Annotated in this window: 21 protein-coding genes and 2 tRNA genes; 13 read left to right on the forward strand and 10 right to left on the reverse strand. The window is 68.7% G+C overall.

What is annotated here, in order from left to right; translation table 11 throughout:
* Positions 1-85: 85 nt before the first annotated feature.
* Positions 86-1165, forward strand: coding sequence for a histidinol-phosphate transaminase (hisC, locus tag ACFYXH_RS15310; RefSeq protein WP_389562748.1), 1080 nt, complete (start codon positions 86-88; stop codon positions 1163-1165).
* On the opposite strand, the gene ACFYXH_RS15315 is transcribed toward hisC, so the two are convergent.
* Entirely contained in the window at positions 1162-1536 is a 375-nt protein-coding gene (locus ACFYXH_RS15315; RefSeq protein ID WP_389562750.1) for a cyclophilin-like fold protein, read from the reverse strand. The genes hisC and ACFYXH_RS15315 overlap by 4 nt on opposite strands.
* 188 nt (positions 1537-1724) lie before the next feature.
* On the opposite strand from ACFYXH_RS15315, the gene ACFYXH_RS15320 reads away from it, so the two are divergent.
* The 4 genes from ACFYXH_RS15320 to ACFYXH_RS15335 all read left to right on the forward strand — a co-directional run bounded on the left by ACFYXH_RS15320 (position 1725) and on the right by ACFYXH_RS15335 (position 9078).
* The gene (locus tag ACFYXH_RS15320; RefSeq protein ID WP_389562752.1) at positions 1725-3233 is read left to right on the forward strand and encodes a cytochrome ubiquinol oxidase subunit I; all 1509 of its coding nucleotides are present in this window, start codon (positions 1725-1727) and stop codon (positions 3231-3233) included.
* 22 nt (positions 3234-3255) lie between these two features.
* Positions 3256-4257, forward strand: a complete 1002-nt coding sequence (gene cydB / locus ACFYXH_RS15325) for a cytochrome d ubiquinol oxidase subunit II (RefSeq protein WP_389562754.1) — start codon at positions 3256-3258, stop codon at positions 4255-4257.
* 15 nt (positions 4258-4272) lie between these two features.
* Positions 4273-7836, forward strand: a complete 3564-nt coding sequence (gene cydD, locus ACFYXH_RS15330; RefSeq protein ID WP_389562756.1) for a thiol reductant ABC exporter subunit CydD — start codon at positions 4273-4275, stop codon at positions 7834-7836.
* 195 nt (positions 7837-8031) lie between these two features.
* Entirely contained in the window at positions 8032-9078 is a 1047-nt protein-coding gene (locus ACFYXH_RS15335; RefSeq protein ID WP_389562757.1) for a M23 family metallopeptidase, read from the forward strand.
* 24 nt (positions 9079-9102) lie between these two features.
* Here ACFYXH_RS15335 and ACFYXH_RS15340 read toward each other — a convergent pair whose 3' ends face one another.
* Complete coding sequence (locus tag ACFYXH_RS15340; RefSeq protein WP_389562759.1) at positions 9103-9972, reverse strand: HAD family hydrolase; 870 nt, start codon at positions 9970-9972, stop codon at positions 9103-9105.
* A 94-nt stretch (positions 9973-10066) separates the two neighbouring features.
* On the opposite strand from ACFYXH_RS15340, the gene ACFYXH_RS15345 reads away from it, so the two are divergent.
* Entirely contained in the window at positions 10067-10966 is a 900-nt protein-coding gene (locus ACFYXH_RS15345) for an LLM class flavin-dependent oxidoreductase (RefSeq protein WP_385304186.1), read from the forward strand.
* A 39-nt stretch (positions 10967-11005) separates the two neighbouring features.
* Here the strand turns inward: ACFYXH_RS15345 and ACFYXH_RS15350 are convergent, their stop codons facing one another.
* From ACFYXH_RS15350 to ACFYXH_RS15375, 6 genes are all read right to left on the reverse strand, one after another.
* On the reverse strand, positions 11006-11590 hold the full coding sequence (locus tag ACFYXH_RS15350; RefSeq protein WP_389562761.1) for an RNA 2'-phosphotransferase: 585 nt from the start codon (positions 11588-11590) through the stop codon (positions 11006-11008).
* A gap of 144 nt (positions 11591-11734) precedes the next feature.
* Positions 11735-12688 carry a MerR family transcriptional regulator gene (locus ACFYXH_RS15355; protein WP_389562763.1) on the reverse strand — a complete coding sequence of 318 codons (954 nt, stop codon included), beginning with the start codon at positions 12686-12688 and terminating at the stop codon, positions 11735-11737.
* Between the two features lie 25 nt (positions 12689-12713).
* Positions 12714-13631: a metal-dependent hydrolase gene (locus tag ACFYXH_RS15360; protein ID WP_389562764.1), complete on the reverse strand. Its 918-nt coding sequence runs from the start codon at positions 13629-13631 to the stop codon at positions 12714-12716.
* Positions 13628-15412 (reverse strand): SDR family oxidoreductase, encoded by a 1785-nt coding sequence (locus ACFYXH_RS15365; RefSeq protein ID WP_389562766.1) that lies wholly within the window; start codon positions 15410-15412, stop codon positions 13628-13630. Before ACFYXH_RS15365 ends, ACFYXH_RS15360 begins: the two co-directional genes overlap by 4 nt.
* A complete protein-coding gene (locus tag ACFYXH_RS15370; protein ID WP_389562767.1) occupies positions 15409-15552 on the reverse strand; it encodes a hypothetical protein in 144 nt (47 codons plus the stop codon). Before ACFYXH_RS15370 ends, ACFYXH_RS15365 begins: the two co-directional genes overlap by 4 nt.
* Positions 15549-16397, reverse strand: a complete 849-nt coding sequence (locus ACFYXH_RS15375; RefSeq protein WP_389562769.1) for a M24 family metallopeptidase — start codon at positions 16395-16397, stop codon at positions 15549-15551. The genes ACFYXH_RS15370 and ACFYXH_RS15375 overlap by 4 nt, the downstream gene beginning before the upstream one ends.
* A gap of 263 nt (positions 16398-16660) precedes the next feature.
* Here ACFYXH_RS15375 and ACFYXH_RS15380 point away from each other — a divergent pair, with 263 nt between their 5' ends.
* The 7 genes from ACFYXH_RS15380 to ACFYXH_RS15410 all read left to right on the forward strand — a co-directional run bounded on the left by ACFYXH_RS15380 (position 16661) and on the right by ACFYXH_RS15410 (position 21638).
* Positions 16661-17647: an ABC transporter ATP-binding protein gene (locus tag ACFYXH_RS15380; RefSeq protein ID WP_362684651.1), complete on the forward strand. Its 987-nt coding sequence runs from the start codon at positions 16661-16663 to the stop codon at positions 17645-17647.
* Positions 17644-18549, forward strand: coding sequence for an ABC transporter permease (locus ACFYXH_RS15385; RefSeq protein ID WP_389562771.1), 906 nt, complete (start codon positions 17644-17646; stop codon positions 18547-18549). The genes ACFYXH_RS15380 and ACFYXH_RS15385 overlap by 4 nt, the downstream gene beginning before the upstream one ends.
* Positions 18546-19457, forward strand: coding sequence for an ABC transporter ATP-binding protein (locus ACFYXH_RS15390; RefSeq protein WP_327324706.1), 912 nt, complete (start codon positions 18546-18548; stop codon positions 19455-19457). Before ACFYXH_RS15385 ends, ACFYXH_RS15390 begins: the two co-directional genes overlap by 4 nt.
* A gap of 17 nt (positions 19458-19474) precedes the next feature.
* Positions 19475-20194: an ABC transporter permease gene (locus ACFYXH_RS15395; protein WP_389562773.1), complete on the forward strand. Its 720-nt coding sequence runs from the start codon at positions 19475-19477 to the stop codon at positions 20192-20194.
* A gap of 270 nt (positions 20195-20464) precedes the next feature.
* The gene (locus tag ACFYXH_RS15400; RefSeq protein ID WP_389563018.1) at positions 20465-21151 is read left to right on the forward strand and encodes a hypothetical protein; all 687 of its coding nucleotides are present in this window, start codon (positions 20465-20467) and stop codon (positions 21149-21151) included.
* Between the two features lie 206 nt (positions 21152-21357).
* Positions 21358-21445: transfer RNA gene (locus tag ACFYXH_RS15405), tRNA-Ser, on the forward strand.
* 101 nt (positions 21446-21546) lie between these two features.
* Positions 21547-21638, forward strand: a tRNA-Ser gene (locus tag ACFYXH_RS15410).
* Positions 21639-21640: 2 nt separating this feature from the next.
* Here ACFYXH_RS15410 and ACFYXH_RS15415 read toward each other — a convergent pair.
* Both ACFYXH_RS15415 and serS read right to left on the reverse strand, forming a co-directional pair.
* On the reverse strand, positions 21641-22450 hold the full coding sequence (locus tag ACFYXH_RS15415; RefSeq protein WP_389562775.1) for an HAD family hydrolase: 810 nt from the start codon (positions 22448-22450) through the stop codon (positions 21641-21643).
* Positions 22447-23724 (reverse strand): serine--tRNA ligase, encoded by a 1278-nt coding sequence (serS, locus tag ACFYXH_RS15420; protein ID WP_389562777.1) that lies wholly within the window; start codon positions 23722-23724, stop codon positions 22447-22449. The genes ACFYXH_RS15415 and serS overlap by 4 nt, the downstream gene beginning before the upstream one ends.
* Positions 23725-23745: the final 21 nt, after the last annotated feature.

A 23745-nucleotide genomic window follows, 5' to 3' on the forward strand; every position in this document is an offset into this window, starting at 1 on the left:
GCCCCCATTCGCAGCGGACGTGAATCCTCTTAAGGTGAGCAGTATTGGAGTACTGCTGTGTACAGATGGTCGAGGAGGACCCGCGGTGAGCGAGACGAGCCCCAAGCTGCGCGCCGAGCTGGACGGCATCCCCACGTACAAGCCCGGCAAGCCGGCTGCTTCGGGCGGCCCGGTCGCGTACAAGCTGTCGTCCAATGAGAACCCGTATCCGCCGCTGACCGGTGTGATGGAGAGCGCGATCGCCGCTGCCCACAGCTTCAACCGTTATCCGGACATGGCCTGCACCGGGCTGATGAACGAGCTCGCGGACCGTTTCGGGGTGCCCGCGACGCATCTGGCCACCGGCACCGGCTCGGTCGGCGTCGCCCAGTCGTTGCTGCAGTCCACCTCGGGCCCCGGCGACGAGGTCATCTTTGCCTGGCGGTCCTTCGAGGCGTACCCGATCATCACGCAGATCAGCGGGGCCAAGCCGGTGCAGGTGCCGCTGACGGCGGGTGATGTGCATGATCTGGACGCGATGGCCGATGCGATCACCGACCGGACCCGGCTGATCTTCGTCTGCAACCCCAACAACCCGACCGGCACGGTGGTGCGCCGTGCCGAGCTGGAGCGCTTCCTCGACCGGGTGCCATCCGACGTCCTGGTAGTGCTGGATGAGGCGTACATCGAGTTCGTCCGCGATGTCGACGTCCCGAACGGCATCGAGATCTACCGCGACCGCCCCAACGTGGCGGTACTGCGTACGTTCTCCAAGGCGTACGGACTTGCCGGGCTGCGGGTCGGCTTTGCGATCGCCCATGAGCCGGTGGCCGCAGCGCTGCGCAAGACCGCGGTCCCCTTCGGTGTCTCGCAGCTCGCGCAGGACGCGGCGGTCGCCTCGCTGCGCGCCGAGGACGAACTGCTCGGCCGGGTCGGCTCGCTGGTCTCCGAGCGCGTACGGGTGCACGAGAGCCTGGTCAAGCAGGGCTGGACGGTGCCGGAGACCCAGGCGAACTTCGTCTGGCTGCGGCTCGGCGACCGTACGCTCGACTTCGCGGCGGCGTGCGAGAAGGCCGGTGTCGTAGTCAGGCCCTTCGCGGGTGAGGGCGTGCGGGTCACCATTGGTGAGACCGAGGCCAACGACCTCTTCCTGCACGTCACCGAGGCATTCCGCAAGGAGTTCTAGGTCTCGACCCTCTCCACGCGGATCGGGTCGCCGGCGCGTACCGTCGCCAGCAGGAGGGGATCGCCGTCGATCCGGCCGAGGACATTGCACGGGCCTGCGAGCCGGCATTCGTCGCCGCGCGAGATCGGTGTGGGGCCGTAGGGCAGCGCGAGTGCGTCGCCCTCGGTCCAGAAAGCGACCGTGCCCGGTTCCACCACCTGCCGGGCGGCTGCCTCCAGGGCGGGGGAGATGGTCGTGTCGAAGTAGACCTCTTCGCCCCAGGTGTGGGCGGTGGAGGCGAGTGGCAGAGCCCCCATGAGCGCAGTGCTCGTGGGGGTTTCTTCGAGGGTCGCGGTCAGGTGGCCGGCGGGCCAGGAGATCCGTATCTGCATTCGCCGGATTCAACAAGATGTTGAAGAGCTTGGGAAGAGGTACCCCCGGTCGAAGGTGCGAATTTCGTATGAGCCATAATGCTTGTGAATGTGAACGCGTTCACAAGCATGCTTCGTTTCTCCCGTCATGGGCGGGATTAAAGGGGCAGACTGCCGCAGTGACCACGGCGATGTAAGGAGAAGACGACGTGGACGTAGCTCTGGCGCCGGAGACCTTGGCGCGATGGCAGTTCGGCATCACCACCGTCTACCACTTCCTCTTCGTCCCTCTGACGATCTCGCTCGCCGCGCTCACCGCCGGCCTGCAGACCGCCTGGGTGCGCACCGAGAAGGAGAAGTACCTCAGGGCCACCAAGTTCTGGGGCAAGCTCTTCCTGATCAACATCGCCATGGGTGTGGTCACCGGCCTCGTCCAGGAGTTCCAGTTCGGCATGAACTGGTCCGACTACTCACGCTTCGTCGGTGACGTCTTCGGTGCCCCGCTCGCCTTCGAGTCGCTGTTCGCGTTCTTCTTCGAGTCCACCTTCATCGGGCTGTGGATCTTCGGCTGGGACAAGCTGCCGAAGAAGATCCATCTGGCCTGCATCTGGATGGTCTCGATCGGCACCGTCCTCTCGGCGTACTTCATCCTGGCGGCCAACTCCTGGATGCAGCACCCGGTCGGCTACCGGATCAACAAGGAGCGGGGCCGGGCAGAGCTCACCGACTTCTGGCACGTACTCACGCAGAACACCGCGCTCACCCAGTTCTTCCACACCATCACGGCCGCCTTCCTCGTCGGCGGCGCCTTCATGGTCGGCATCGCTGCCTTCCACCTGGCGCGCAAGAAGCACATTCCGGTGATGCGCACCTCGCTGCGGCTCGGGCTGGTCACCGTCGTGATCGCCGGAATGCTCACCGCTGTCAGCGGTGACCTGCTCGGCAAGGTCATGTTCAAGCAGCAGCCGATGAAGATGGCCGCAGCCGAGGCGCTGTGGGACGGCGAGGCGCCCGCGCCCTTCTCGGTGTTCGCGTACGGCGACGTCGAAAAAGGCCACAACACGGTCGCGATAGAGATCCCGGGACTGCTGTCCTTCCTGGCCAACGACGACTTCTCCTCGTACGTCCCTGGCATCAACGACGTCAACAAGTCCGAGCAGGAGAAGTTCGGCCCCGGCGACTACCGGCCCAATATCCCCGTCGCCTACTGGGGCTTCCGCTGGATGATCGGCTTCGGGATGACGTCCTTCGCCATCGGCCTGCTCGGGCTCTGGCTCACCCGCAAGAAGTTCATGCTGCCGCCGGGCCTGCGGACGGGCGCGGACGAAGTGCCGCAGCTGGTGCTCTTCAAGAACAAGGCGCTGAACCCCAAGCTGACCAAGTGGTACTGGATCGTCGCGCTCTGGACGATGCTCTTCCCGCTGATCGCCAACTCCTGGGGCTGGATCTTCACCGAGATGGGGCGTCAGCCGTGGGTTGTGTACGGCGTGCTCCGTACCCGCGACGCCGTCTCCCCCAGTGCCTCGCAGGGTGAGGTGCTCACCTCGATGATCGTCTTCACCCTGCTCTACGCGGTGCTCGCCGTCATCGAGGTCAAGCTGCTTCTGAAGTACGTCAAGGCCGGACCGCCAGAGCTCACCGAGGCCGACCTCAACCCGCCCACCAAGATCGGCGGCGACGACCGTGACGCCGACCGCCCGATGGCCTTCTCGTACTGAGGCCCTGAGGAGCTGCTGAGGCATGGAACTTCACGACGTCTGGTTTGTACTCATCGCCTTCCTCTGGGTCGGCTACTTCTTCCTCGATGGCTTCGACTTCGGGGTCGGCGTCCTGACCAAGCTGCTGGCCCGGGACCGGACCGAGCGGCGGGTCCTGATCAACACCATCGGGCCCGTCTGGGACGGCAACGAGGTCTGGCTGGTGACGGCCGGCGGTGCGACCTTCGCCGCCTTCCCCGAGTGGTACGCCACCCTCTTCTCCGGCTTCTATCTGCCGCTGCTGCTGATCCTGTTCTGCCTGATCGTTCGCGGAGTCGCGTTCGAGTACCGGCACAAGCGGGACGAGGAGAGGTGGCAGACCAACTGGGAGCACGCGATCTTCTGGACCTCGCTGCTGCCGGCCCTGCTGTGGGGCGTCGCGTTCGGCAACATCGTGCGCGGCGTGAAGATCGACGGGCGGAAGGAGTACGTCGGCAACCTCTTCGATCTGCTCAACCCGTACGCGATCCTGGGCGGGCTGGTGACGCTGACGCTCTTCACCTTCCATGGTGCGGTGTTCGCGGCGCTGAAGACGGTGGGGGACATCAGGGTCCGGGCCCGGAGGCTGGCGCTGAAGCTGGGGCTGATCACGGCCGTGCTGGCGTTCGGCTTTCTGATCTGGACCCAGGTCTCGCGCGGTGACGGCAAGAGCCTGATCGCGATGATCGTCGCGGTGGTGGCGCTGGTCGGAGCGGTCGGGGCGATCAAGGTGGGACGCGAGGGCTGGTCGTTCGCGCTGTCGGGCGTGACGATCGCTGCCGCGGTCGCGATGCTGTTTCTGACGCTCTTCCCGAATGTCATGCCGTCCTCGCTCAATGAGGAGTGGAACCTTACGGTCACCAACGCCTCGTCGAGTCCGTACACGCTGAAGATCATGACCTGGTGCGCGGGCATCGCCGCGCCGCTGGTGATGCTCTACCAGGGCTGGACGTACTGGGTATTCCGCAAGCGGATCGGCACGCAGCACATCGCCGATGTTCATTAGTGGGGGATGTTTCACGTGAAACCGATCGACCCGCGTCTGCTCCGGTACGCCCAGGCCACCCGCCTCTTCTTGACCGCGGTGGTGCTCCTCGGCGTTGCCGGGGCGGCGCTGGTCGTCGCCCAGGCGATGCTCATCGCCGACGTGGTGGTGGGCGCGTTTGAGCGGGGGCTGTCCACCTCCACTCTGGGGACGCCGCTGGCGCTCCTGGCGGCGGTCGGGGTCGGACGGGCTGTCGTCTCCTGGCTGACCGAACTGGCCGCGCACCGGGCGAGTGCCGCGGTCAAGTCGGAGCTGCGGGGGCGGCTGCTGGAGCGGGCCGCTCACCTGGGGCCCGAGTGGCTGAGTGGGCAGCGGACCGGTTCGCTGGTCGCGCTCGCCACCCGCGGTGTCGACGCTTTGGACGACTACTTCTCGCGCTATCTGCCGCAGTTGGGGCTCGCCGTCGTGGTACCCGCGGCGGTGCTGGCGCGGATCGTGACCGAGGACTGGATCTCGGCGGCGGTCATTGTGCTGACCCTGCCGCTGATTCCGCTGTTCATGGTTCTCATCGGCTGGGCCACCCAGGCCCGGATGGACCGCCAGTGGCGGCTGCTGTCCCGGCTGTCGGGGCACTTCCTGGACGTGGCCGCCGGTCTGCCGACCCTGAAGGTCTTCGGACGGGCGAAGGCCCAGGCCGAGTCGATCCGGTCGATCACCTCGGAGTACCGGAAGGCGACGCTGCGGACGCTGCGGATCGCGTTTCTCTCGTCGTTCGCGCTGGAGCTGCTGTCGACTCTCTCGGTGGCGCTGGTGGCCGTCGGCATCGGTATGCGGCTGGTGCACGGGGACCTGGATCTGTACACGGGCCTGGTGATTCTGATCCTCGCGCCCGAGGCGTATCTGCCGATCCGGCAGGTGGGCGCGCAGTACCACGCGGCGGCTGAGGGGCTTTCGGCCGCGGAGGAGATTTTCCAGGTCCTGGAGACCGAGCCGCGGGCGGGCGGTACGAGCGAGGTACCGGGCACACTCCGGTTGGAGCTCGACGGAGTGACCGTCCGTCACGCGGGGCGTGGCGAGGCGTCGTTGGATGCGGCCTCACTGGCGGTGGAGCCCGGCGACACGGTCGCGCTGGTCGGACCGAGCGGGGTCGGGAAGTCGACGCTGCTGGATGTGCTGCTCGGCTTCGTGGAGCCGGCCGAGGGGCGGGTGCGCGTCGGCGGTACCGATCTGGCGACGCTCGACCTGGACCGGTGGCGCGAGCAGATCGCTTGGGTGCCACAACGGCCGTATCTCTTCGCGGGGACGATCGCGGAGAACGTACGGCTCGCGCGACCGGACGCCGATGACGCCGCGGTGCGGGAAGCGCTGCGGAACGCTGGTGCGTACGACTTTGTGGCCGGGCTCCCTCAGGGTGTGGACACCCTGCTCGGCGAGGACGGCACCGGGCTCTCGGCCGGCCAGCGGCAACGGCTCGCGCTGGCCCGGGCGTTCCTCGCGGACCGGCCGCTGCTGCTGCTCGACGAGCCGACGGCCGCGCTGGACGGCGAGACGGAAGCGGGCATCGTCGACGCGGTGCGACGGCTGGCGGAGGGGCGGACGGTGCTGCTGGTCGTCCACCGGCCGGCACTGCTGGCGGTGGCGGATCGGGTGGTCACGCTCTCCCGCCGCGCATCGCTGATTCCAGGGCCCGCGAGGTCGGGAGTTACGGCGTACGGAGGTACTCAGACATCGAGTTCGGCGGACACTGCGGCGGCAGCGCGCACGGAGGTGGGCAGAGATCAGCCCGCCGAGGCCGTTGACACCGCAGGGCCGACGCAGTCGGCGCGCACACGGTCGCCGCTGGCACGAGTACGAAGCGCTGCCGGGGAGCTGCGGGGCCGGCTCGGGCTCGCGCTACTGCTGGGCAGCCTTGCTCTGGGTTCCGCCGTAGGGCTTATGGCCGTTTCCGGTTGGCTCATTTCGCGCGCGTCCGAGCATCCGCCGGTGCTCTATCTGATGGTGGCTGTGACGGCGACCCGCGCCTTCGGCATCGGGCGGGCCGTCTTCCGGTACGCCGAGCGTCTGGTGTCGCACGACGCCGTGCTGCGGATGCTCGCCGAGATGCGGGTCGCGGTCTATCGCAGGCTGGAGCGGATCGCGCCCGCCGGGCTGCGGCAGTCCCGGCGCGGGGATCTGCTGTCGCGGCTCGTCGCCGATGTGGACGCCCTGCAGGACTACTGGCTGCGCTGGCTGCTGCCTGCCGGGGTGGCCGTCGTCGTCGGCGCGGGTGCTGTCGGCTTCACGGCGTGGCTGCTGCCCGAGGCCGGGGCCGTGCTCGCCGTCGGCCTGCTCCTCGCCGGTGTGGCCGTACCGCTGATCAGCGGCGCTTTCGCACGGCGGGCCGAACGTCAACTCGCGCCCGCACGAGGGGTGCTGGCGACCCGTGTCGTCGAACTGCTCGGCGGCACCGCCGAACTGACCGTCGCCGGAGCCCTGAAGGGACGGGTGGAGAGGACGCGGGAAGCCGACCAGCAGCTGACGCGCATCGCCTCCCGGGGCGCCGTCGCCACCGCACTCGGCGGCGGCCTCTCCGCGCTGGCCTGCGGGCTGACCGTCGTGTGCGCCGCCTTCGCCGGAGTGCAGGCGGTGCGTGACGGGCGGCTGGACGGGGTGTCCTTGGCGGTGGTGGTGCTCACTCCCCTCGCCGCTTTCGAGGCGGTCACCGGGCTTCCGGCGGCTGTGCAGTACCGGCAGCGGGTCAGGCGGAGCGCCGAGCGGGTGTTCGAGGTGCTGGACGCGCCCGTCCCCGTACACGAGCCGGACCGGGCGGCGGCTCCACCGGCGACGGCGTTCCCGCTCCAGGTGCGAGGACTCGGCGCCCGGTACGCCGGACAGGAGCGGGACGCGCTCCGCGGATTCGATCTGACGCTCACCGCGGGGAGGCGCATCGCCGTCGTCGGCATTTCGGGTTCGGGAAAGACCACCCTCGCGCAGGTGCTGCTCCGCTTCCTGGACGTGAGGGAAGGGACGTACACGATCGGCGGCGTGGACGCGGCCGCGCTCGACGGGGACGCGGTCCGGCGGTTCGTCGGGCTGTGCGCGCAGGACGCCCACCTCTTCGACAGTTCCGTACGGGAGAACCTCCGGCTCGCGCGTACGGAGGCGACGGAGGACGAGCTTCGGCAGGCGCTCGCCAAGGCGAGGCTGCTGGAGTGGGTCGACGTGCTGCCCGACGGTCTCGACACTCTCGTCGGCGAGCACGGGGCGCAGCTGTCGGGCGGTCAGCGGCAGCGGCTGGCGCTGGCCCGCGCGCTCCTCGCCGACTTCCCCGTACTCGTACTCGACGAGCCGGCCGAGCACCTCGACCTGGCGACGGCCGATGCGCTGACGGCGGATCTGCTGGTGGCGACGGAAGGCCGGACGACAGTGCTGATCACGCACCGGCTGCAAGGGCTCGACGCCGTCGACGAGATCGTCGTCCTGGAGGCAGGCCGGACCGTGCAGCGCGGCTCGTACACAGAACTCGCCACCGCCGAGGGGCCGCTGCGCCGGATGCTGGAGCGCGAGCGGGCCGCGGACCTGCTCGGTACCCGGCTCTCGACAGCCGAGTACCCGGTTTAGTACCCGGCTCTCGTCGCCGGACAGGACCTGCTCCTCTCAAGGGCGTGACAGCGCCGAACCGAAGGGTCCGCTGGAAGCCGCGACAGGACGAAGGGGGGTACGACGGTGTACGGAGAGGCGTCCCAGTAGGCCAGGTGGAGTCACGACACCTCACTGGTACCCGAAAACGCCGCGGTGGCGGGTGACGATCCGAGGATGTGCTTGAGACACCGCGACCGGCCATTGCTCGTCCTGGCGGTGCTGTGCGCGCTCCTCGGTACGGCGGTACCCGCCGCCATGGCGTCCGACGGGCCCGTTATCGGTACCGGCGCCGAGGTGGCGCGACTGTTCGAGGACGCGGCGAAAGCCACTGCGAAGTACGAACAAGGCAGGCGTGCCGCTGACGCGCAGCGCACCGCGGCGGCCCGGCTCCAGGGGAAGCTGGCACTGCAGCGGAACGAACTCACCACGATCCACGACGCCATCGGCGGTGTCGCCCGCGCCCAGTACCGCACCGGCGGCCCGCTCGCCGTCACCGCTCAGCTGCTGTTCGCCGACAACCCCGAGGAGCTGATGCGCGGACAGCGGCTAGCCTGGCAGGCGGAGACGGCAGTGAACCAGCTCCTCGGCCGGGCCAGGCAGGCCGAGCGGCGGCTCTCCGTGACCGAGGGGAATGCCCGGACGGCCCGGCGCGAGCTCGAGGTACGCCAGGCACAGCTGGCAACCATCAAGCAGGGCATCAACTCGAAGCTGGAAGAGGCACAGTGGGAGCTGCAGGGGGAGGCGGACCGCAGCGTGGCGGCGGGCAAGTGCGCGGGCGTCGTCCGGCTCGGGAAGCGTGGAACGCCGCCGGGCACGGCATGGGTGACGCCTGTGGAGAAGTACGAACTGTCCGCCGGGTTCGACAGCGCGGGTGAGCACTGGGCCCATCGGCACACCGGGCAGGACTTCGCGGTGGACATCGGCACCCCGGTGCGGTCGGTCGGGGCGGGCCGGGTGGTGTCTGTCTCGTGCGGCGGTGGATTCGGCATCGAGATCGTCGTCCAGCACCCGGGCGGCTACTACTCGCAGTACGCGCATCTGGCGACGACCACCGTCGACCAGGGCGAGCAGGTACGCGCCGGGCAGTGGATCGGGCAGTCCGGCACCACGGGCAACTCGACAGGGCCGCACCTGCACTTCGAGGTGCGGCTCACGCCGTATCTGGGCTCCGGAGTGGATCCGCTGCCCTGGCTCCGCGAACGCGGGGTCCGGGTCGAGTAGTTCTCGTTCTTCAGCGCTCTTGCTTCAGAGCTCTTCGCTGCTTTCCGCACGCCGGGCGAGGATCTGCTCGATGACGACCGCGACGCCGTCCTCGTTGTTGGCGACGGTCCGGCCGGAGGCCGCGGCGAGCACGTCCGGATGGGCGTTGCCCATCGCGTACGAGGTGCCCGCCCAGGTCAGCATCTCCACGTCGTTGGGCATGTCCCCGAAGGCGACGACCTCGTCGGAGGAGATCCCGCGCCGGGCGCAGCACAGCGCCAGGGTGCTGGCCTTGCTCACACCGAGGCCGCTGACCTCGAGCAGCGCGGTCGGGCTGGAGCGGGTGAAGGATGCCAGGTCACCGGCGGCCGTACGGGCCAGGGTGAGGAAGCCGTCGGGTGTCAGCTCGGGGTGGTGCGCGAGCAGCTTGATCACCGGGGCGCCCTCACCCAGCCGCTCCTCGTGCAGCAGCTTCTCCGCGGTGGCGACGGTCGCGCCCGGGTCGACATGGAACGGCGGATAGTCCGGCTCGTAGTGGATGCCGGTCGTCGTCTCGACCGCGAAAGAGGTGCCGGGGGCGGCGTCGCGCAGGATCCTCACGACACCGAGGGCGGTCTCCCGCTCCAGCGCGCGGACCTCCAGCAGCTTCCCCCCGGCGTGCAGATCCACGACCGCCGCGCCGTTGGCGCAGATCGCGAGCCCATGGCCGTGGACATGGTCACTGACGACGTCCATCCAGCGGGCCGGGCGGCCTGTGACGAAGAAGACCTCGATCCCGGCCTCCTCGGCGGCGGCCAGCGCGGCGATCGTACGGTCCGAGACGGACTTGTCGTCGCGCAGCAGGGTGCCGTCCAGATCGGTGGCGATCAGCCGGGGGGTGGCGGGCAGCGGGCTGGGATCGGTAGCTGAGGTCACAGATCCATTCTCCCGTACGCGGGCGCACGGGCGTGCGACGGGTCGCACATTTGAGTGCGCTCGGGCCGCTGCGGAGCCACGTACTCTCGAAGGCATGCGTTTGAGTACCGTGATCCTCCCCGTCCGCCGTTGGCACGAAGGTGGCCGCGACGAGTGGCTCCGAGCCGAGCAGCTCGGTTTTCACACCGCGTACACCTACGACCACCTGTCGTGGCGTACCTTCCGCGACGGCCCCTGGTACGGCGCGGTCCCGACGCTGACCGCCGCGGCCGCCGCCACCGAGCGGCTGCGCCTCGGCACGCTGGTCACCTCACCGAACTTCCGCCACCCGGTGACCCTTGCCAAGGACCTGATCTCGCTGGACGACATCTCCGGCGGGCGGATCACGCTCGGCATCGGCGCGGGCGGCAATGGCTTCGACGCCACGGCGCTGGGCCAGGAGGCATGGACGCCGCGCGAACGTGCCGACCGCTTCGGGGAGTTCGTGCCACTGCTCGACCGGCTGCTGACCGAGGGCTCCGTGACGTACGACGGGAGCTTCTACTCGGCGGTGGAGGCCCGCAACATTCCCGGCTGCGTCCAGCGGCCCCGGCTGCCCTTCGCGGTCGCCGCCACCGGGCCGCGCGGACTGAAGCTCGCGGCGAAGCACGGGCAGGCGTGGGTGACCACAGGTGACCCGAAGCTCTTCGAGACGGGTACGCCCGAGCAGTCCGTCGAGGCCATCCGCGGGCAGATCGACAAGCTCGGCAAGGCGTGCGCGGACATCGGCCGTGACGTGGCCGAGCTGGACAAGATCCTGCTCACCGGCTTCACGCCGGAGGCCGGCCGGCCGCTGGAGTCCCTCGACGCCTTTGTGGACTTCGCGGGCAAGCACTTCGAGCTCGGCTTCACGGAGCTCGTGATCCACGCCCCGATCCCGGACTCGGACTTCGCAGCGGACCAGGCGGTCTTCGAGCAGATCGCCACGGAGGGGCTTGCCCAGCTGAGTCGCTGACCCGCAGGAGGCCCCCTCAGGAGGGCACCGCAGGAGGATCTAGCGGCCTGGGAAGCGCAGAAACTTCGGCGGTACGGCAGCGGTGAGCCAGACGCCGTTGGCGCTGACGTGGAAAAGGTGGCCCGCTTCATACATCGCTCCGGCATGCACGGAGAGGACGACGGGGCGGCCGCGGCGGGCGCCGACGCGGGTCGCGGTCTCGCGGTCGGGCGAGAGATGGACATGGTGGCGGTTCATGGCGCGCAGTCCCTCGGCGCGGATCGCGTCCAGGCTGCGGGCGACGGTGCCGTGGTAGAGATACGCGGGCGGCTCGGCCGGAGGCAGGTCCAGGTCGACCTCGACGGAGTGGCCCTGGTTGGCGCGGATGCGGGTGCCGTCGATCGTGAAGCGCTGCTTGTCGTTGACAGCCACGACATGGTCGAGCTCGGCGCGGGTGATCCGGAAGCCGTGCTCGGCCGCCGCCCGCATCAGCTCGTCGACGGCCACCCAGCCGTTCTCGTCGAGGACGATGCCGATCCGCTCCGGCTGGTGGCGCAGATGCTTCGAGAGGTACTTCGACACCTTCACGGTGCGTCGCTCATCGGGCTCATCGGGCCCATCGGGTCGTTCGGGTCTTGCGTTCATCCCGTCAGCGTGCCCGTCCGCTCGCCAACAGCGCCACTGAAAATATCGCTCCACATCGAAAATGTCGCTCCACAGGTTTGATCCACAGCCAACTGTAGTTATCCACAGGGGAATTGGCGATTCTGTGGACAACTCATGGGTCATTTAAGGGCTTTGGTCAAGTTGCGGCGAATCGCTATCGGTTGAGATGAGGGCATCCAAGGTTCTGGCATGCAGCTCCCGTTCGGTCGCTGCGGTGATGAAGGCTGCCGCGTTCTCCTTGCCAACCAGGGCCTGGACCGAGCGAATTGTCTCCGGAGGCAACGTCACCGGACAGAGCGCACTCTCCACCTGTGGCGGTCCTTCCGCACTCAGGTGCTGCTGAAGATGGCGGGTGGCGAACGTCCTCATGGCCCGCGCCAGTTCGGCATCGATCGTCTGTTGTGCGAGTGGGCGCAGCCGCCGGACCAGGGACGCCGCCTCAGCCGCATCCGCGTCGGTCGGCAGCCGATGCCCCAGATAGCGGGCGAAGACATGCTCGGTGGTGAACTCCAGGAAACGGGAGGCGATGTGTTCGACCTGCCCGCGAAGTTCCCGCAGATGACCGGAGATTGCCGGAAGCGGTACCCCGGCGGCGTACAACTCTGCGGCTACCGCCAGCTCCTGGGGGCTCGGCACCAGGAATTCGTCGTCCCGGCCGGGGATGCGCTCCAGCACCCCCAGGTCCACCGCTTCCGCGACGGCGGCCTCGTCCGGCTTCCCGCCGAACTTGCCGTCCAGCTCCGCGCGGGAGATCCGGGCCGCCTCCTCGTCCGTCCAGGGTCCCTGCACCTCGGCGACCAGACCCAGCACCCCGCCCAGCCCGCGCCCGGCGTCCCAGGCCTCGAGCAGCTCCTTGATCGAGGCCAGGGTGTAGCCGCGGTCGAGCAGATCGGCGATCTGCCGCAGCCGGGCGAGATGGGCGGCCCCGTACACATTGGCCCGCCCGCGCCGCTCCGGTTTCGGCAGCAGCCCGCGGTCCTGGTAGGCGCGGATCGTACGGACGGTGGCGCCACTGTGGTGCGCCAGGTCCTCGATCCGGTACTCGGCGACTGACTGGGCGACTGACTGCTCGGACAAGCCCGCTCCCTCGATGACAGGCCGCCTACGACAAGGCGGCGCGGCCCACCGCTCCCGCCGCGGCACGGGCCGCGGGCGAGGTCGCGAGATAGTCGACGGCCTTGCGCAGCGAGCCCTCCTGCGAGGGATGGTACGACCGCCGGAAGTATCGAGGTATGGCCGCGCCCAGCTCGCGCCACGTGGGCAGCAGTCCTTGGCCGACCGCGCGGTTGTGCTCGCGCAGGGAGTAACGCAGCCGGCCGGCGAGCTGGGGGTCGTGCCGGATCAGGTAGGCGGTGCCCCACACCCAGAGCCAGGCCAGCACGGGCGCGGTGACGGCCATGCCCTCGATGCGGCGGGCATAGCGTGGCAGTCCCTCGCCACCGCAGTGCTGGTACATCTCGAAGGCGACTGCCCGGTGCTCGACCTCCTCCGCGCCGTGCCAGCGCAGCAGATCGAGCATGATCTTGTCGGCGTTTGCCCGGTCGAGTCCTTCGGCGTGCAGCACCCAGTTGCCCAGGACCGCCGTGAACTGCTCGATCGCGGCGATGACCGACAGGCGGAAGCGCAGCCACTCCTGGGTCGGTACCGGCGCCCCGAACGGCGGCTTCTCGCCGAGGAGTTTTTCGAAGAGGAGGTCGACGTACTTGGTGAATGCCTCGGTGTCGAGCCCCTGCGCGGCCAGGTGGTCCAGCACATACGCATGCTGCACGCTGTGCGTGGCCTCCTGGCCCATGAAGCCCTTGACGTCCTTCAGCAGCTCCGGGTCGTCGACCAGGGGCAGCGCTTCCTTGAAGACCTTGACGAACCACCGCTCGCCGGCCGGCAGCAGAAGATGCAGCACATTGATGACATGCGTGGCGGTGGGCTCGTCCGGTATCCAGTGCAGCGGCGTCCCGTCCCAGTCGAACGAGACCCGGCGCGGCGCGATGGCGTAGTGGCCGGTGTGCTCCTCGGTGCTCACAGCGGCGGCTCCAATCGAGCGATCGCACGCAGCGTCCTGGGCGTGAAGCGGGATATGAACAGGGCTCCACGGGCCTCGGGCGTCACCGGCACCACCGCCTGGTTCTTCACGACGGCGCGAAGGATCGCGTCGGCGACCTTCTCCGGCGGGTAGTTGCGCAGCCCGTACAGCCGGGCGGTCTTCTTCTGGCGCCGCTTCTCCTCAGCCGCGTCGACGCCCGCGAAGCGCGCCGTGGACGTGATGTTGGTGTTGACGAAGCCGGGACAGATCGCCGAGACCCCGATCCCCTGTCCGGCCAGTTCCGCCCGCAGACACTCGCTGAGCATGAGCACCGCGGCCTTGGAGGTGCTGTATGCGGGCAGGGTCTTCGAAGGCAGATAGGCGGCAGCGGACGCGGTGTTGACGATATGGCCGCCCTGGCCGCGCTCGGCCATCTGCCTGCCGAAGAGCCGGCAGCCGTGGATGACGCCCCACAGATTGATGTCGAGGACCTTCTTCCAGTCCTCGGCGCTGGTCTGGAGGAAGGAGCCCGAGAGACCTATGCCGGCGTTGTTGACCAGGACGTCCACGACGCCGTACTCGGTGGCGACCCTCTCGGCGAGCCTCTCCATCGCCTGCTCGTCGCTGACGTCCACCGTTTCGCCCCAGGCTTGGGGGGAGCCGATCAGCCGCGACATCTCCGCGGTTCTGGCTGCGCCCTCCGCGTCCCGGTCCACGGCCACGATTCGCGCCCCCGCCTCGGCGAACGCGAAGGCCGTGGCCCGCCCGATGCCGCTGGCCGCACCCGTCACCAGGACGAGCTGCCCGGCGAACCGCTCGGCGTACGGACCCCGGGCTACGGAGTCCAGCGCGGCCACTCCGGCCACTCCGGCCGCGCTGTCCTCGTTGGCCGTGACGAACTCACTGATCCAGGCCGAGAGCTGATCGGGCCGGGTGCGGGGTACCCAGTGCTTCGCCGGCAGCGAGCGGCGCGTCAACTGCGGGGCCCATCCGCCCAGTTCGTCGTAGAGCCGCTCGGACAGGAAAATATCGCCGGTCGGCGTGATCAACTGAACGGGTGTGTGTGCGTACGCGTCGGAGCGGGGGCGGCGCAGCCGGGTACGGACGTTGTCGCGGTAGAGCCAGGCGCCGTGCGCCGCGTCCTGCGGCAGCGAGGCCGTCGGGTAGTCGCCGCCGGGCACCTTCTCCACCCGCTGCAGGATCTTCGGCCACAGCTTGCCCAGCGGGCCGCGCCAGGCGAGCTCCGGCAGCACCGGCGTATGCAGCATGTACACGTACCAGGACTTGGCACCCTGTCCGAGCAACTGGCCGATCCTGCGTGGTGTGGGCCGGCTCATCCGCTTCTTGATCCAGTGCCCGAAGTGGTCCAGGGACGGTCCTGACATCGAGGTGAAGGAGGCGATACGGCCTTCGGTGCGCTTGACCGTGACGAACTCCCAGGACTGCACAGAACCCCAGTCGTGTCCGACCAGATGCACCGGCTTGTCCGGACTCACCGCGTCCGCGACCGCCAGAAAGTCGTCCGTCAGCTTCTCCAGCGTGAAGCCGCCGCGCAGCGGGGTCGGAGCTGTCGAGCGGCCGTGCCCCCGGACGTCGTACAGCACTACATGGAGCCGGTAGCGGTCCGCCAGCCGCTCCGCGACCTGAGACCACACCTCCTTGCTGTCCGGATAGCCGTGCAGCAGCAGCACGGTCGGCTGCGAGGCGTCCCCCAGCTCGGCGACGCACAGCTCGATTCCGCCCGTACGGACCCAGCGCTCCCGCGCCCCCTTGAGACTCACGCTTCCTCCTTGACGTTCGCTTTTCCGCCCGCTCGGCGCAGAGGCGCGGCGATCGCGGCCCTCGCGGTCATTGCGGCGATCGCGGCGACCATGGCCATCGTGGTCTTCTGCGGCCCGGCGGTCCCCCGTGCGTCGCTCACGCGGTCGTCTCCTCCGCCCAGCGCCGCACATGCGGCAGATCGTCGTCCAGCCAGAACGCGCTCTGCTGAGGGTCCTTGGAGTCGGTGATCACCAGGATCTCCTCGAACTTCGCCCCCGTACCCCTGAATCCGAGGTGCGGCTCGACAGCCCACAGGCCCGGTCGGGGCGGGTGGTCGGAGAACCTGTACGGGCTCCACAGCGGTGACCAGCCGTCCCGGTGACCGCGCACCGCATCGCCGGCAAGCCCCTTCAGCGACTGTGTGCCGAACCCGAAGAGATGCGGCGAGAAGCGGCGCTCCTTCACTCGGTCGATCTTGTGGGCGATGACCCCGAAGGGATACGCGCGGTGCCGGTTGGCGTACCCCTGCCGGACCATCAGCCGGTCCACGTCCTCGTAGATCTCGCGCAGCGAACGCCGCTCCCGCACCTCGCGCAGGATCAGCTCGCGGTGCGCCTCCAGATCGGCGAGCAGTTTGTTGTGCACGGGGCTCGGGCCGAGGCAGCCGGAGTAACCGATGTCCGCGGTGTAGCCCTTGTGGACCGGGGCCATGTCGAGGATGAAGGGCATGCCCGCCTCGAGCACGCGGTTGGTCGGGAAGAACTGGAGCGGTATCCGGAAGTTGACGAAGGCCGTACGGTCCCCGAACCAGGCGAAGGGCAGGTGGAACCAGTCGCGCACACCCCGCTCACGCAGCCACTCACGCTGCATCCGCGCCGCCCCGCGCTCCGTCACTCCGGGCTTGAGCTGCGCCGCGACCGCCTCCGCGCATGCGTACGCGAGGCGCTGCACTTCCTTGAACCCCCGCAGTTCCGCGGTCAGTTCGCTTGCCACTGCTGAGGCCATGCCACCGTCCGTCCCGAGTGCGGTACGTGTCCGTAACTTGACACTGATGAATGTGACAATGCTCGGCGGCTGCGTCAAGAGTCGTGCGTCAGCCTGTGGAAAACCCGCCTGTGGAAAACTCATCCGAAGGTCATGGGCCCCGAGACCGGCTGTCCACTTTCGTCGTGGGCCCCTACGGGTCCGTACCTCTCGAGTCGGACACCGATCCAGCCGCCAGGGCTGACGCCCGATGTGTCGTGCGCCACTACCTTCGAAATGTGACTGTGATCGCGACCGAAAGCCTGAGCAAGCGGTTCCCCAGGGTGACCGCTCTTGACCGGCTCTCCTTGGACATCGGACCCGGTGTGACCGGCCTGGTGGGCGCCAACGGAGCCGGCAAGTCCACGTTGATCAAGATCCTGCTGGGTCTGTCCCCCGCCACGGAAGGCCGGGCCGCGGTGCTCGGACTCGACGTCGCCACCAGCGGCGGCGCCATCCGTGAGCAGGTGGGGTACATGCCCGAGCACGACTGCCTGCCGCCCGATGTCTCGGCCACCGAGTTCGTCGTCCACATGGCGCGCATGTCCGGGCTGCCGCCCACGGCCGCCCGCGAGCGCACCGCAGACACCCTGCGCCATGTCGGTCTGTACGAGGAGCGGTATCGCCCCATCGGTGGCTACTCGACCGGTATGAAGCAGCGCGTCAAGCTCGCGCAGGCCCTGGTCCACGACCCGAAGCTGGTCCTCCTGGACGAGCCGACCAACGGTCTCGACCCGGTCGGCCGCGACGAGATGCTGGGACTGATCCGTCGCGTCCACACCGACTTCGGCATCTCGGTCCTGGTCACCTCGCATCTCCTCGGCGAGCTTGAGCGCACCTGTGACCATGTTGTCGTCATCGACGGCGGATCGCTGCTGCGCTCCAGTTCCACCAGCGACTTCACCCAGATCACCACGACCCTCGCGGTCGAGGTCACCGACACGGACACGCATCCCGACGGCACCGCGGTGCTCCGTGAGGCACTCGCCGCCGCCGGAATCACGCTCCACGCGCGCGTGGAGGACGGTCTGCCCGGCGCGGGCCACATCCTGCTCCTCGAGGCGACGGGAGAGGAGACGTACGACGTGGTGCGCGACACCGTCGCCGGGCTCGGCCTCGGTCTCGTACGGATGGAACAGCGCCGCCACCACATCGCGGAGGTCTTCCGCCCCGAGGCACAGAGTGATCAGGGCGCGCAGGGCGCCCAGGAGCAGGAGGTGCAGGTTCGATGAGCACCGAGACCAACACCGTGACCGGGGCCGAGACCACCCGGATCCACAACATCGGCTACCGGAACTACGACGGGCCGCGGCTCGGCCGCGCGTACGCACGCCGCTCCCTCTACTCGCAGTCCCTGCGCGGGGCTTACGGACTTGGGCGCTCGGCCAAGTCCAAGGTGCTGCCGATGATTCTTTTCGCGGTGATGTGCCTGCCCGCGGCGATCATCGTCGCGGTCGCCGTCGCCACCAAACTCAAGGACCTTCCTCTCGACTACACGCGCTACGCGATCGTCACCCAGGCGGTCATCGGCCTCTTCCTGGCCGCACAGGCACCGCAGTCCGTCTCCCGTGATCTGCGCTTCAAGACCGTGCCGCTGTACTTCTCGCGCCCGATCGAGCGCATCGACTACGTCCTCGCCAAGTACGGGGCAATGGCCTCGGCCCTCTTCGTACTCACCGCGGCACCGCTGGTCATCCTCTACATCGGCTCGCTGCTCGCCAAGATGGACTTCGTGGACCAGACGAAGGGATTCGCGCAGGGGATGCTTTCCGTCGCGCTTCTCTCCGTCCTCTTCGGCGGCCTCGGCCTGGTGATGGCCGCGCTCACGCCGCGCCGCGGCTTCGGCGTCGCCGCCGTGATCGCCACGCTGACCATCACGTACGGCGCCGTCTCCACTGTCCAGGCCATCGCCTGGGAGACGGGCTCGCCCGATGTGATCAAGTGGTTCGGCCTCTTCTCGCCGGTCACGCTCATCGACGGCGTACAGACTGCCTTCCTCGGCGCCACTTCCGCCTTCCCCGGCAAGGCGGGGCCGGAAGCCGGCGTGGGCATGGTCTATCTGCTCGTCGTCCTCGCGCTCGTCTTCGGCTCGTACGCCGTCCTGATGCGCCGCTACCGAAAGGTCGGGCTGTGACCACCATCAACATCGAGCACACCTCGCGGTGGTTCGGCAATGTCGTGGCCGTCAACGACGTGACCATGACGATCGGCCCCGGCGTCACGGGTCTGCTCGGTCCCAACGGCGCGGGCAAGTCCACGCTCATCAACATGATGGGTGGTTTCCTCAACCCGTCCACGGGAAGCGTCACGCTCGACGGTCGGACGATCTGGCGCAACGAGTCCGTCTACCGGCAGATCGGCGTCGTACCGGAGCGGGAAGCGATGTACGACTTCCTCACCGGCCGCGAATTCGTCGTCGCCAACGCCGAATTGCACGGACTGGGCAGGAAGGAGGCCCAACGCGCCCTGGCCACCGTGGAGATGGAGTACGCGCAGGACCGCAAGATCGCGACGTACAGCAAGGGCATGCGGCAACGCGTGAAGATGGCCTCGGCCCTCGTCCACGAGCCGTCCGTACTCCTCCTTGACGAGCCCTTCAACGGCATGGACCCGCGCCAGCGCATGCAGCTGATGGACCTGCTGCGGCGGATGGGAGCGGAGGGCCGCACCGTGCTCTTCTCCTCCCACATCCTGGAGGAGGTCGAACAACTCGCCTCCCATATCGAGGTGATCGTGGCCGGAAGGCATGCGGCGTCCGGCGACTTCCGCAAGATCCGCCGGCTGATGACGGACCGGCCGCACCGCTATCTCGTACGGTCCAGCGACGACCGGGCGCTCGCCGCGGCCCTGATCGCCGACCCGTCGACGGCCGGCATCGAGGTCGACCTGACCGAGGGTGCGCTGCGCATCCAGGCCGTCGACTTCGGCCGGTTCACCCAACTGCTGCCGCGGGTCGCCCGCGAGCACTCCATCCGGCTGCTCACGGTCTCGCCGTCGGACGAGTCCCTCGAGTCGGTCTTCTCCTACCTCGTAGCGGCCTGAAAGGAGCTGTGACGTCCATGTACAACCCCACAGTCGCCCGGCTCACCTATCGGGCCGTGCTCGGCAAGCGGCGGGCAGCGATTCTGTTCGTACTGCCCGGTCTGCTGCTGCTCATCGCGGCGGCGGTACGCAGCTTCAACGGCCTGGACGACCAGGTCGCCGCCGATGTCCTGGGCGGGTTCGCCATCGCGACGATGGTGCCGCTGATCGGGGTGATCGCGGGCACCGGGGCGATCGGGCCCGAGATCGACGATGGCTCGATCGTCTATCTGCTGGCCAAGCCGGTGAAGCGGTCGACGATCGTCTTCACCAAGCTGATCGTCGCGATCGCGATCACGATGGCATTCTCGGCGCTCCCCACCTTTGTCGCAGGGTTCATCCTCAACGGCAACGGCCAGCAGGTCGCGGTGGCGTACACGGTGGCGGCGCTGGTCGCCTCGATCGCGTACAGCGCGCTGTTCCTGCTGCTCGGGACGGTCAGCCGGCACGCGGTGGTCATAGGGCTCGTCTACGCGCTGGTCTGGGAGACGCTGTTCGGCAGCCTGGTCCCGGGCGCGCGCACGCTGAGTGTGCAGCAGTGGTCGCTGTCGCTCGCCGAGAAGATCGGCGGCGAGGGCCTGATCGGCTCGGACGTGGGCCTGCCGCTGGCGGTGGCACTGCTGGTGGGGGTCACGGTGGTGGCGACCTGGTATGCGGGGCAGAAGCTGCGGGTGCTGAAGCTCGCCGGCGAGGAGTGACCGTAGAGCATCGCGCTGGTAAGTCAACCCCCGTCCGGTGGGCGGGGGTTGACGCGTATCCGCGTAACTGTGCGTTTATCGGTTCGTTGTCCACTGTGCGTGGAGGCAACTGGAGTTCGTAGCGACGAGAGTTCGTGAAATTGGGGATTGCCGGTGCCGGATCGAAAGCCGGGCCGGTCATTGGGTGAGCAGCACCGTGAGCCGACCTCCACCCCTGTGCCCGGGGAGAGGGCCGTCCATGATCGGTTTCACGAACGGAAGGCATTGTTCATGCCATCGGAAGTCGCCCTGCTCGAGTCGCGCGCGCTGCGCGGCGAGCATCAAGGGCGGGTCGAAGTCCTGGACAAGGTGAAGGCGCTTGTCATGCTCCGGGACGGAATGCACGTATCCACAGAGGGCGTCGCGCGGTACTTCGAAATCCACAGGGAGGCCATCAACAGCGTCGTCAAGCGGCACCGAGAGGAGCTGGGCTCCAGCGGGATGATCACGCTCCGGGGGTCTGACCTGCAGGAATTTGAAGTGGCCAACTTGGCCACTTCAGAGGGCGACGGATCGAGAGGTTATCCACAGGGGCGCGCGCATCTCAGGCTCTACACCCGCCGCACGGTGCTCAATGTCGCGATGCTGCTTCGCGACAGCGACATCGCCCGCTGCGTCCGGACGTACCTCCTCGACGCCGAGGAGGCCGGTGGCCGGCGCCAGGACTACGCCTCTCTCGACCGACGTGTCACCAAGGTCGAGGTGAACCTGGACACCGTCGGGCACGCGCTTCAGGATCTCGGGCCGGTCATCAACGGGATCTCCGTCCGGCTCGACCGGCTCGACCGGCGGCTTGACGCCACCAACCAGGTCGTCGGGGCCATGAGCAACCGGCGTGCGACGGCAAGGACGGACCGAGCCGTACGTCCGGACCGTAATTCGGTGGCATCGAACCGCTGTCCGAGGCACAGTAGTTGAGCCGGAGCACGCCAGTGCGGCCGGCGTCACCTACCGGGAGAGGAGCGCGGCGATGACCGAGAGTACGAGTGCGAGTCCGTCGAGCTCCCGTCAGGGCAGCCCCGGGCAGGCAGCGGAGTAGCCACCGACCACTCCGCCGAGCCGCCCAGGGGCACTGTCCGGGGGCGGCCGCTTCGAGCGCGCATCCGCGCGGGCCGCCCCCTCCCGGAGGATTGGCCGAGTGGTAAGGCAGCGGCTTGCTAAGCCGTCGTCGGGGCCGTGAACCCCGCGCGCGTTCGATCCGCGCATCCTCCGCGCAGTCACGCAGTCACGCAGTCAGGCAGTTACGTAGTCACGAAGGCGCCCGGTCCGGCAGTTGCGCAGTCGCCCGGTCCGGCAGTCACGCAGTACCTACGGGAAGAGCCAGCCGACAGCAGGCGCCGGCCGCACTCTCGAAAAGTGTTGGGGCATGTGAATGCCCGTGTGGGTTCGACCCCCACCTCTTCCGCCTCAGCCGAGCAAGTGCTCCAGCACCACCGCGATGCCGTCGTGCTCGTTCGACGCCGTGATCTCGTCCGCCACGGCCTTCAGTTCGTCGTGCGCGTTGGCCATCGCCACACCGTGCGAGGCCCAGCCGAACATCGGGATGTCGTTCGGCATATCACCGAACGCGATCGTGTCCGAGGCCCGCAGCCCCAGCCGCCGCGCCGCCAGCGAGAGCCCCGTCGCCTTGCTCAGCCCCAGCGGCAGCATCTCGACGACGCCGGGCCCCGCCACCACCACATTCACCAGGCTGCCGACCGTCGCCCTGGAAGCCTGTGCCAGCGCGTCGTCACCGAGCTCCGGATGCTGGATGAACACCTTGCTCAGCGGCGCGGACCACAGCTCGGCCGGGTCCTCGAACGCCACCACCGGCAGCGGGCCTTCCTGCACCCGGTAGCCAGGACCGACCAGCACCTCGCCGTCGAGCCCGTCGCGGCTCGCGGCCACCGCGAGCGGCCCGACCTCCGCCTCGATCTTGGAGAGCGCGAGTCCGGCCAGCTGCCGGTCCAGCGTTACCGAGGTCAGCAGCCGGTGCTCACCCGCGTGGTACACCTGCCCGCCCTGGCCGCAGACCGCGAGGCCGTCGTACCCCAGGTCGTCCAGGATGTGCCGGGTCCACGGCACAGCACGCCCGGTGACGATGATGTGCGCGGCGCCCGCCGCGGTGGCCGCGGCGAGCGCGGCGCGCGTGCGCTCCGAGACCGTGTCGTCGCCACGCAGCAGCGTGCCGTCGAGATCGGTCGCAACAAGCTTGTACGGAAAGGGGGCGGGGCTCACTTGGAGATCGGCTCCAGGATCTCTCGTCCCCCCAGGTACGGACGGAGCACCTCGGGCACCCGCACCGAACCGTCGGCCAGCTGGTGGTTCTCCAGGATCGCCACGATCGTGCGCGGTACGGCGCAGAGCGTGCCGTTCAGCGTTGCCAGCGGCTGCACCTTCTTGCCGTCACGCATCCGGACCGAGAGCCGTCGGGCCTGGAAACTGTCGCAGTTCGACGCGGAGGTCAGCTCGCGGTACTTGCCCTGGGTCGGGATCCACGCCTCGCAGTCGTACTTGCGCGAGGCCGAGGCACCCAGGTCGCCGGTGGCCACATCGATCACCTGGAAGGGCAGCTCGAGGCCGGTCAGCCACTGCTTCTCCCAGTCCAGCAGACGCCTGTGCTCGGCCTCCGCGTCCTCGGGAGCGACGTACGAGAACATCTCGACCTTGTCGAACTGGTGCACCCGGAAGATGCCCCGGGTGTCCTTGCCGTACGTGCCGGCCTCGCGGCGGAAGCACGGCGAGAAGCCCGCGTACCGCAGCGGCAGCTTGTCGGCCTCGATGATCTCGTCCATGTGGTACGCGGCGAGGGGGACCTCGGAGGTGCCGACCAGGTAGTAGTCGTCCTTCTCCAGGTGGTACACGTTCTCCGAAGCCTGGCCGAGGAAGCCCGTGCCCTCCATGGCGCGCGGGCGGACCAGCGCCGGGGTCAGCATCGGGATGAAACCGGCTTCGGTCGCCTGCGCGATCGCGGCGTTGACCAGCGCGAGCTCAAGCAGCGCGCCGACGCCCGTCAGGTAGTAGAAGCGCGAACCCGACACCTTCGCGCCGCGCTCGACATCGATGGCGCCGAGCGCCTCGCCGAGCTCAAGGTGGTCCTTGGGCGCGAAGCCCTCGGCGCCGAAGTCGCGGATCGTGCCGTGCGTCTCGAGGACGACGAAGTCCTCCTCGCCGCCGACCGGGACGTCCTCGTGCACGATGTTCCCGAGCTGGAGCAGCAGCCGCCTGGTCTCTTCGTCGGCCTCGTTCTGTGCGGCGTCGGCCGCCTTCACGTCGGCCTTCAGCTGCTCGGCCCGCTTCAGCAGCTCGGCGCGCTCTTCCGGAGTGGCCTTGGGGATGAGCTTGCCGAGCGACTTCTGCTCGGAGCGCAGCTCGTCGAAGCGAAGGCCGGACGACCTGCGCCGCTCATCGGCGGAGAGCAGGGCGTCGACGAGGTCGACGTCCTCTCCACGGGCGCGCTGGGAGGCGCGAACACGGTCGGGGTCCTCACGAAGCAGGCGAAGGTCAATCACCCCACCAGGCTACCGGTGCGG

The organism is Streptomyces sp. NPDC002730, from assembly GCF_042888805.1.
GTDB lineage: Bacteria > Actinomycetota > Actinomycetes > Streptomycetales > Streptomycetaceae > Streptomyces.

Bases quoted from the DNA above. Each gene is read 5' to 3' on its own strand.
- ACFYXH_RS15335 (WP_389562757.1), top strand. From the start codon at position 8,032: ATGTGCTTGAGACACCGCGACCGGCCATTGCTCGTCCTGGCGGTGCTG.
- ACFYXH_RS15400 (WP_389563018.1), top strand. From the start codon at position 20,465: ATGCCATCGGAAGTCGCCCTGCTCGAGTCGCGCGCGCTGCGCGGCGAG.
- ACFYXH_RS15315 (WP_389562750.1), bottom strand. From the start codon at position 1,536: ATGCAGATACGGATCTCCTGGCCCGCCGGCCACCTGACCGCGACCCTC.
- ACFYXH_RS15375 (WP_389562769.1), bottom strand. From the start codon at position 16,397: ATGGCCTCAGCAGTGGCAAGCGAACTGACCGCGGAACTGCGGGGGTTC.
- cydB (WP_389562754.1), top strand. From the start codon at position 3,256: ATGGAACTTCACGACGTCTGGTTTGTACTCATCGCCTTCCTCTGGGTC.
- ACFYXH_RS15385 (WP_389562771.1), top strand. From the start codon at position 17,644: ATGAGCACCGAGACCAACACCGTGACCGGGGCCGAGACCACCCGGATC.
- ACFYXH_RS15395 (WP_389562773.1), top strand. From the start codon at position 19,475: ATGTACAACCCCACAGTCGCCCGGCTCACCTATCGGGCCGTGCTCGGC.
- ACFYXH_RS15345 (WP_385304186.1), top strand. From the start codon at position 10,067: ATGCGTTTGAGTACCGTGATCCTCCCCGTCCGCCGTTGGCACGAAGGT.
- ACFYXH_RS15350 (WP_389562761.1), bottom strand. From the start codon at position 11,590: ATGAACGCAAGACCCGAACGACCCGATGGGCCCGATGAGCCCGATGAG.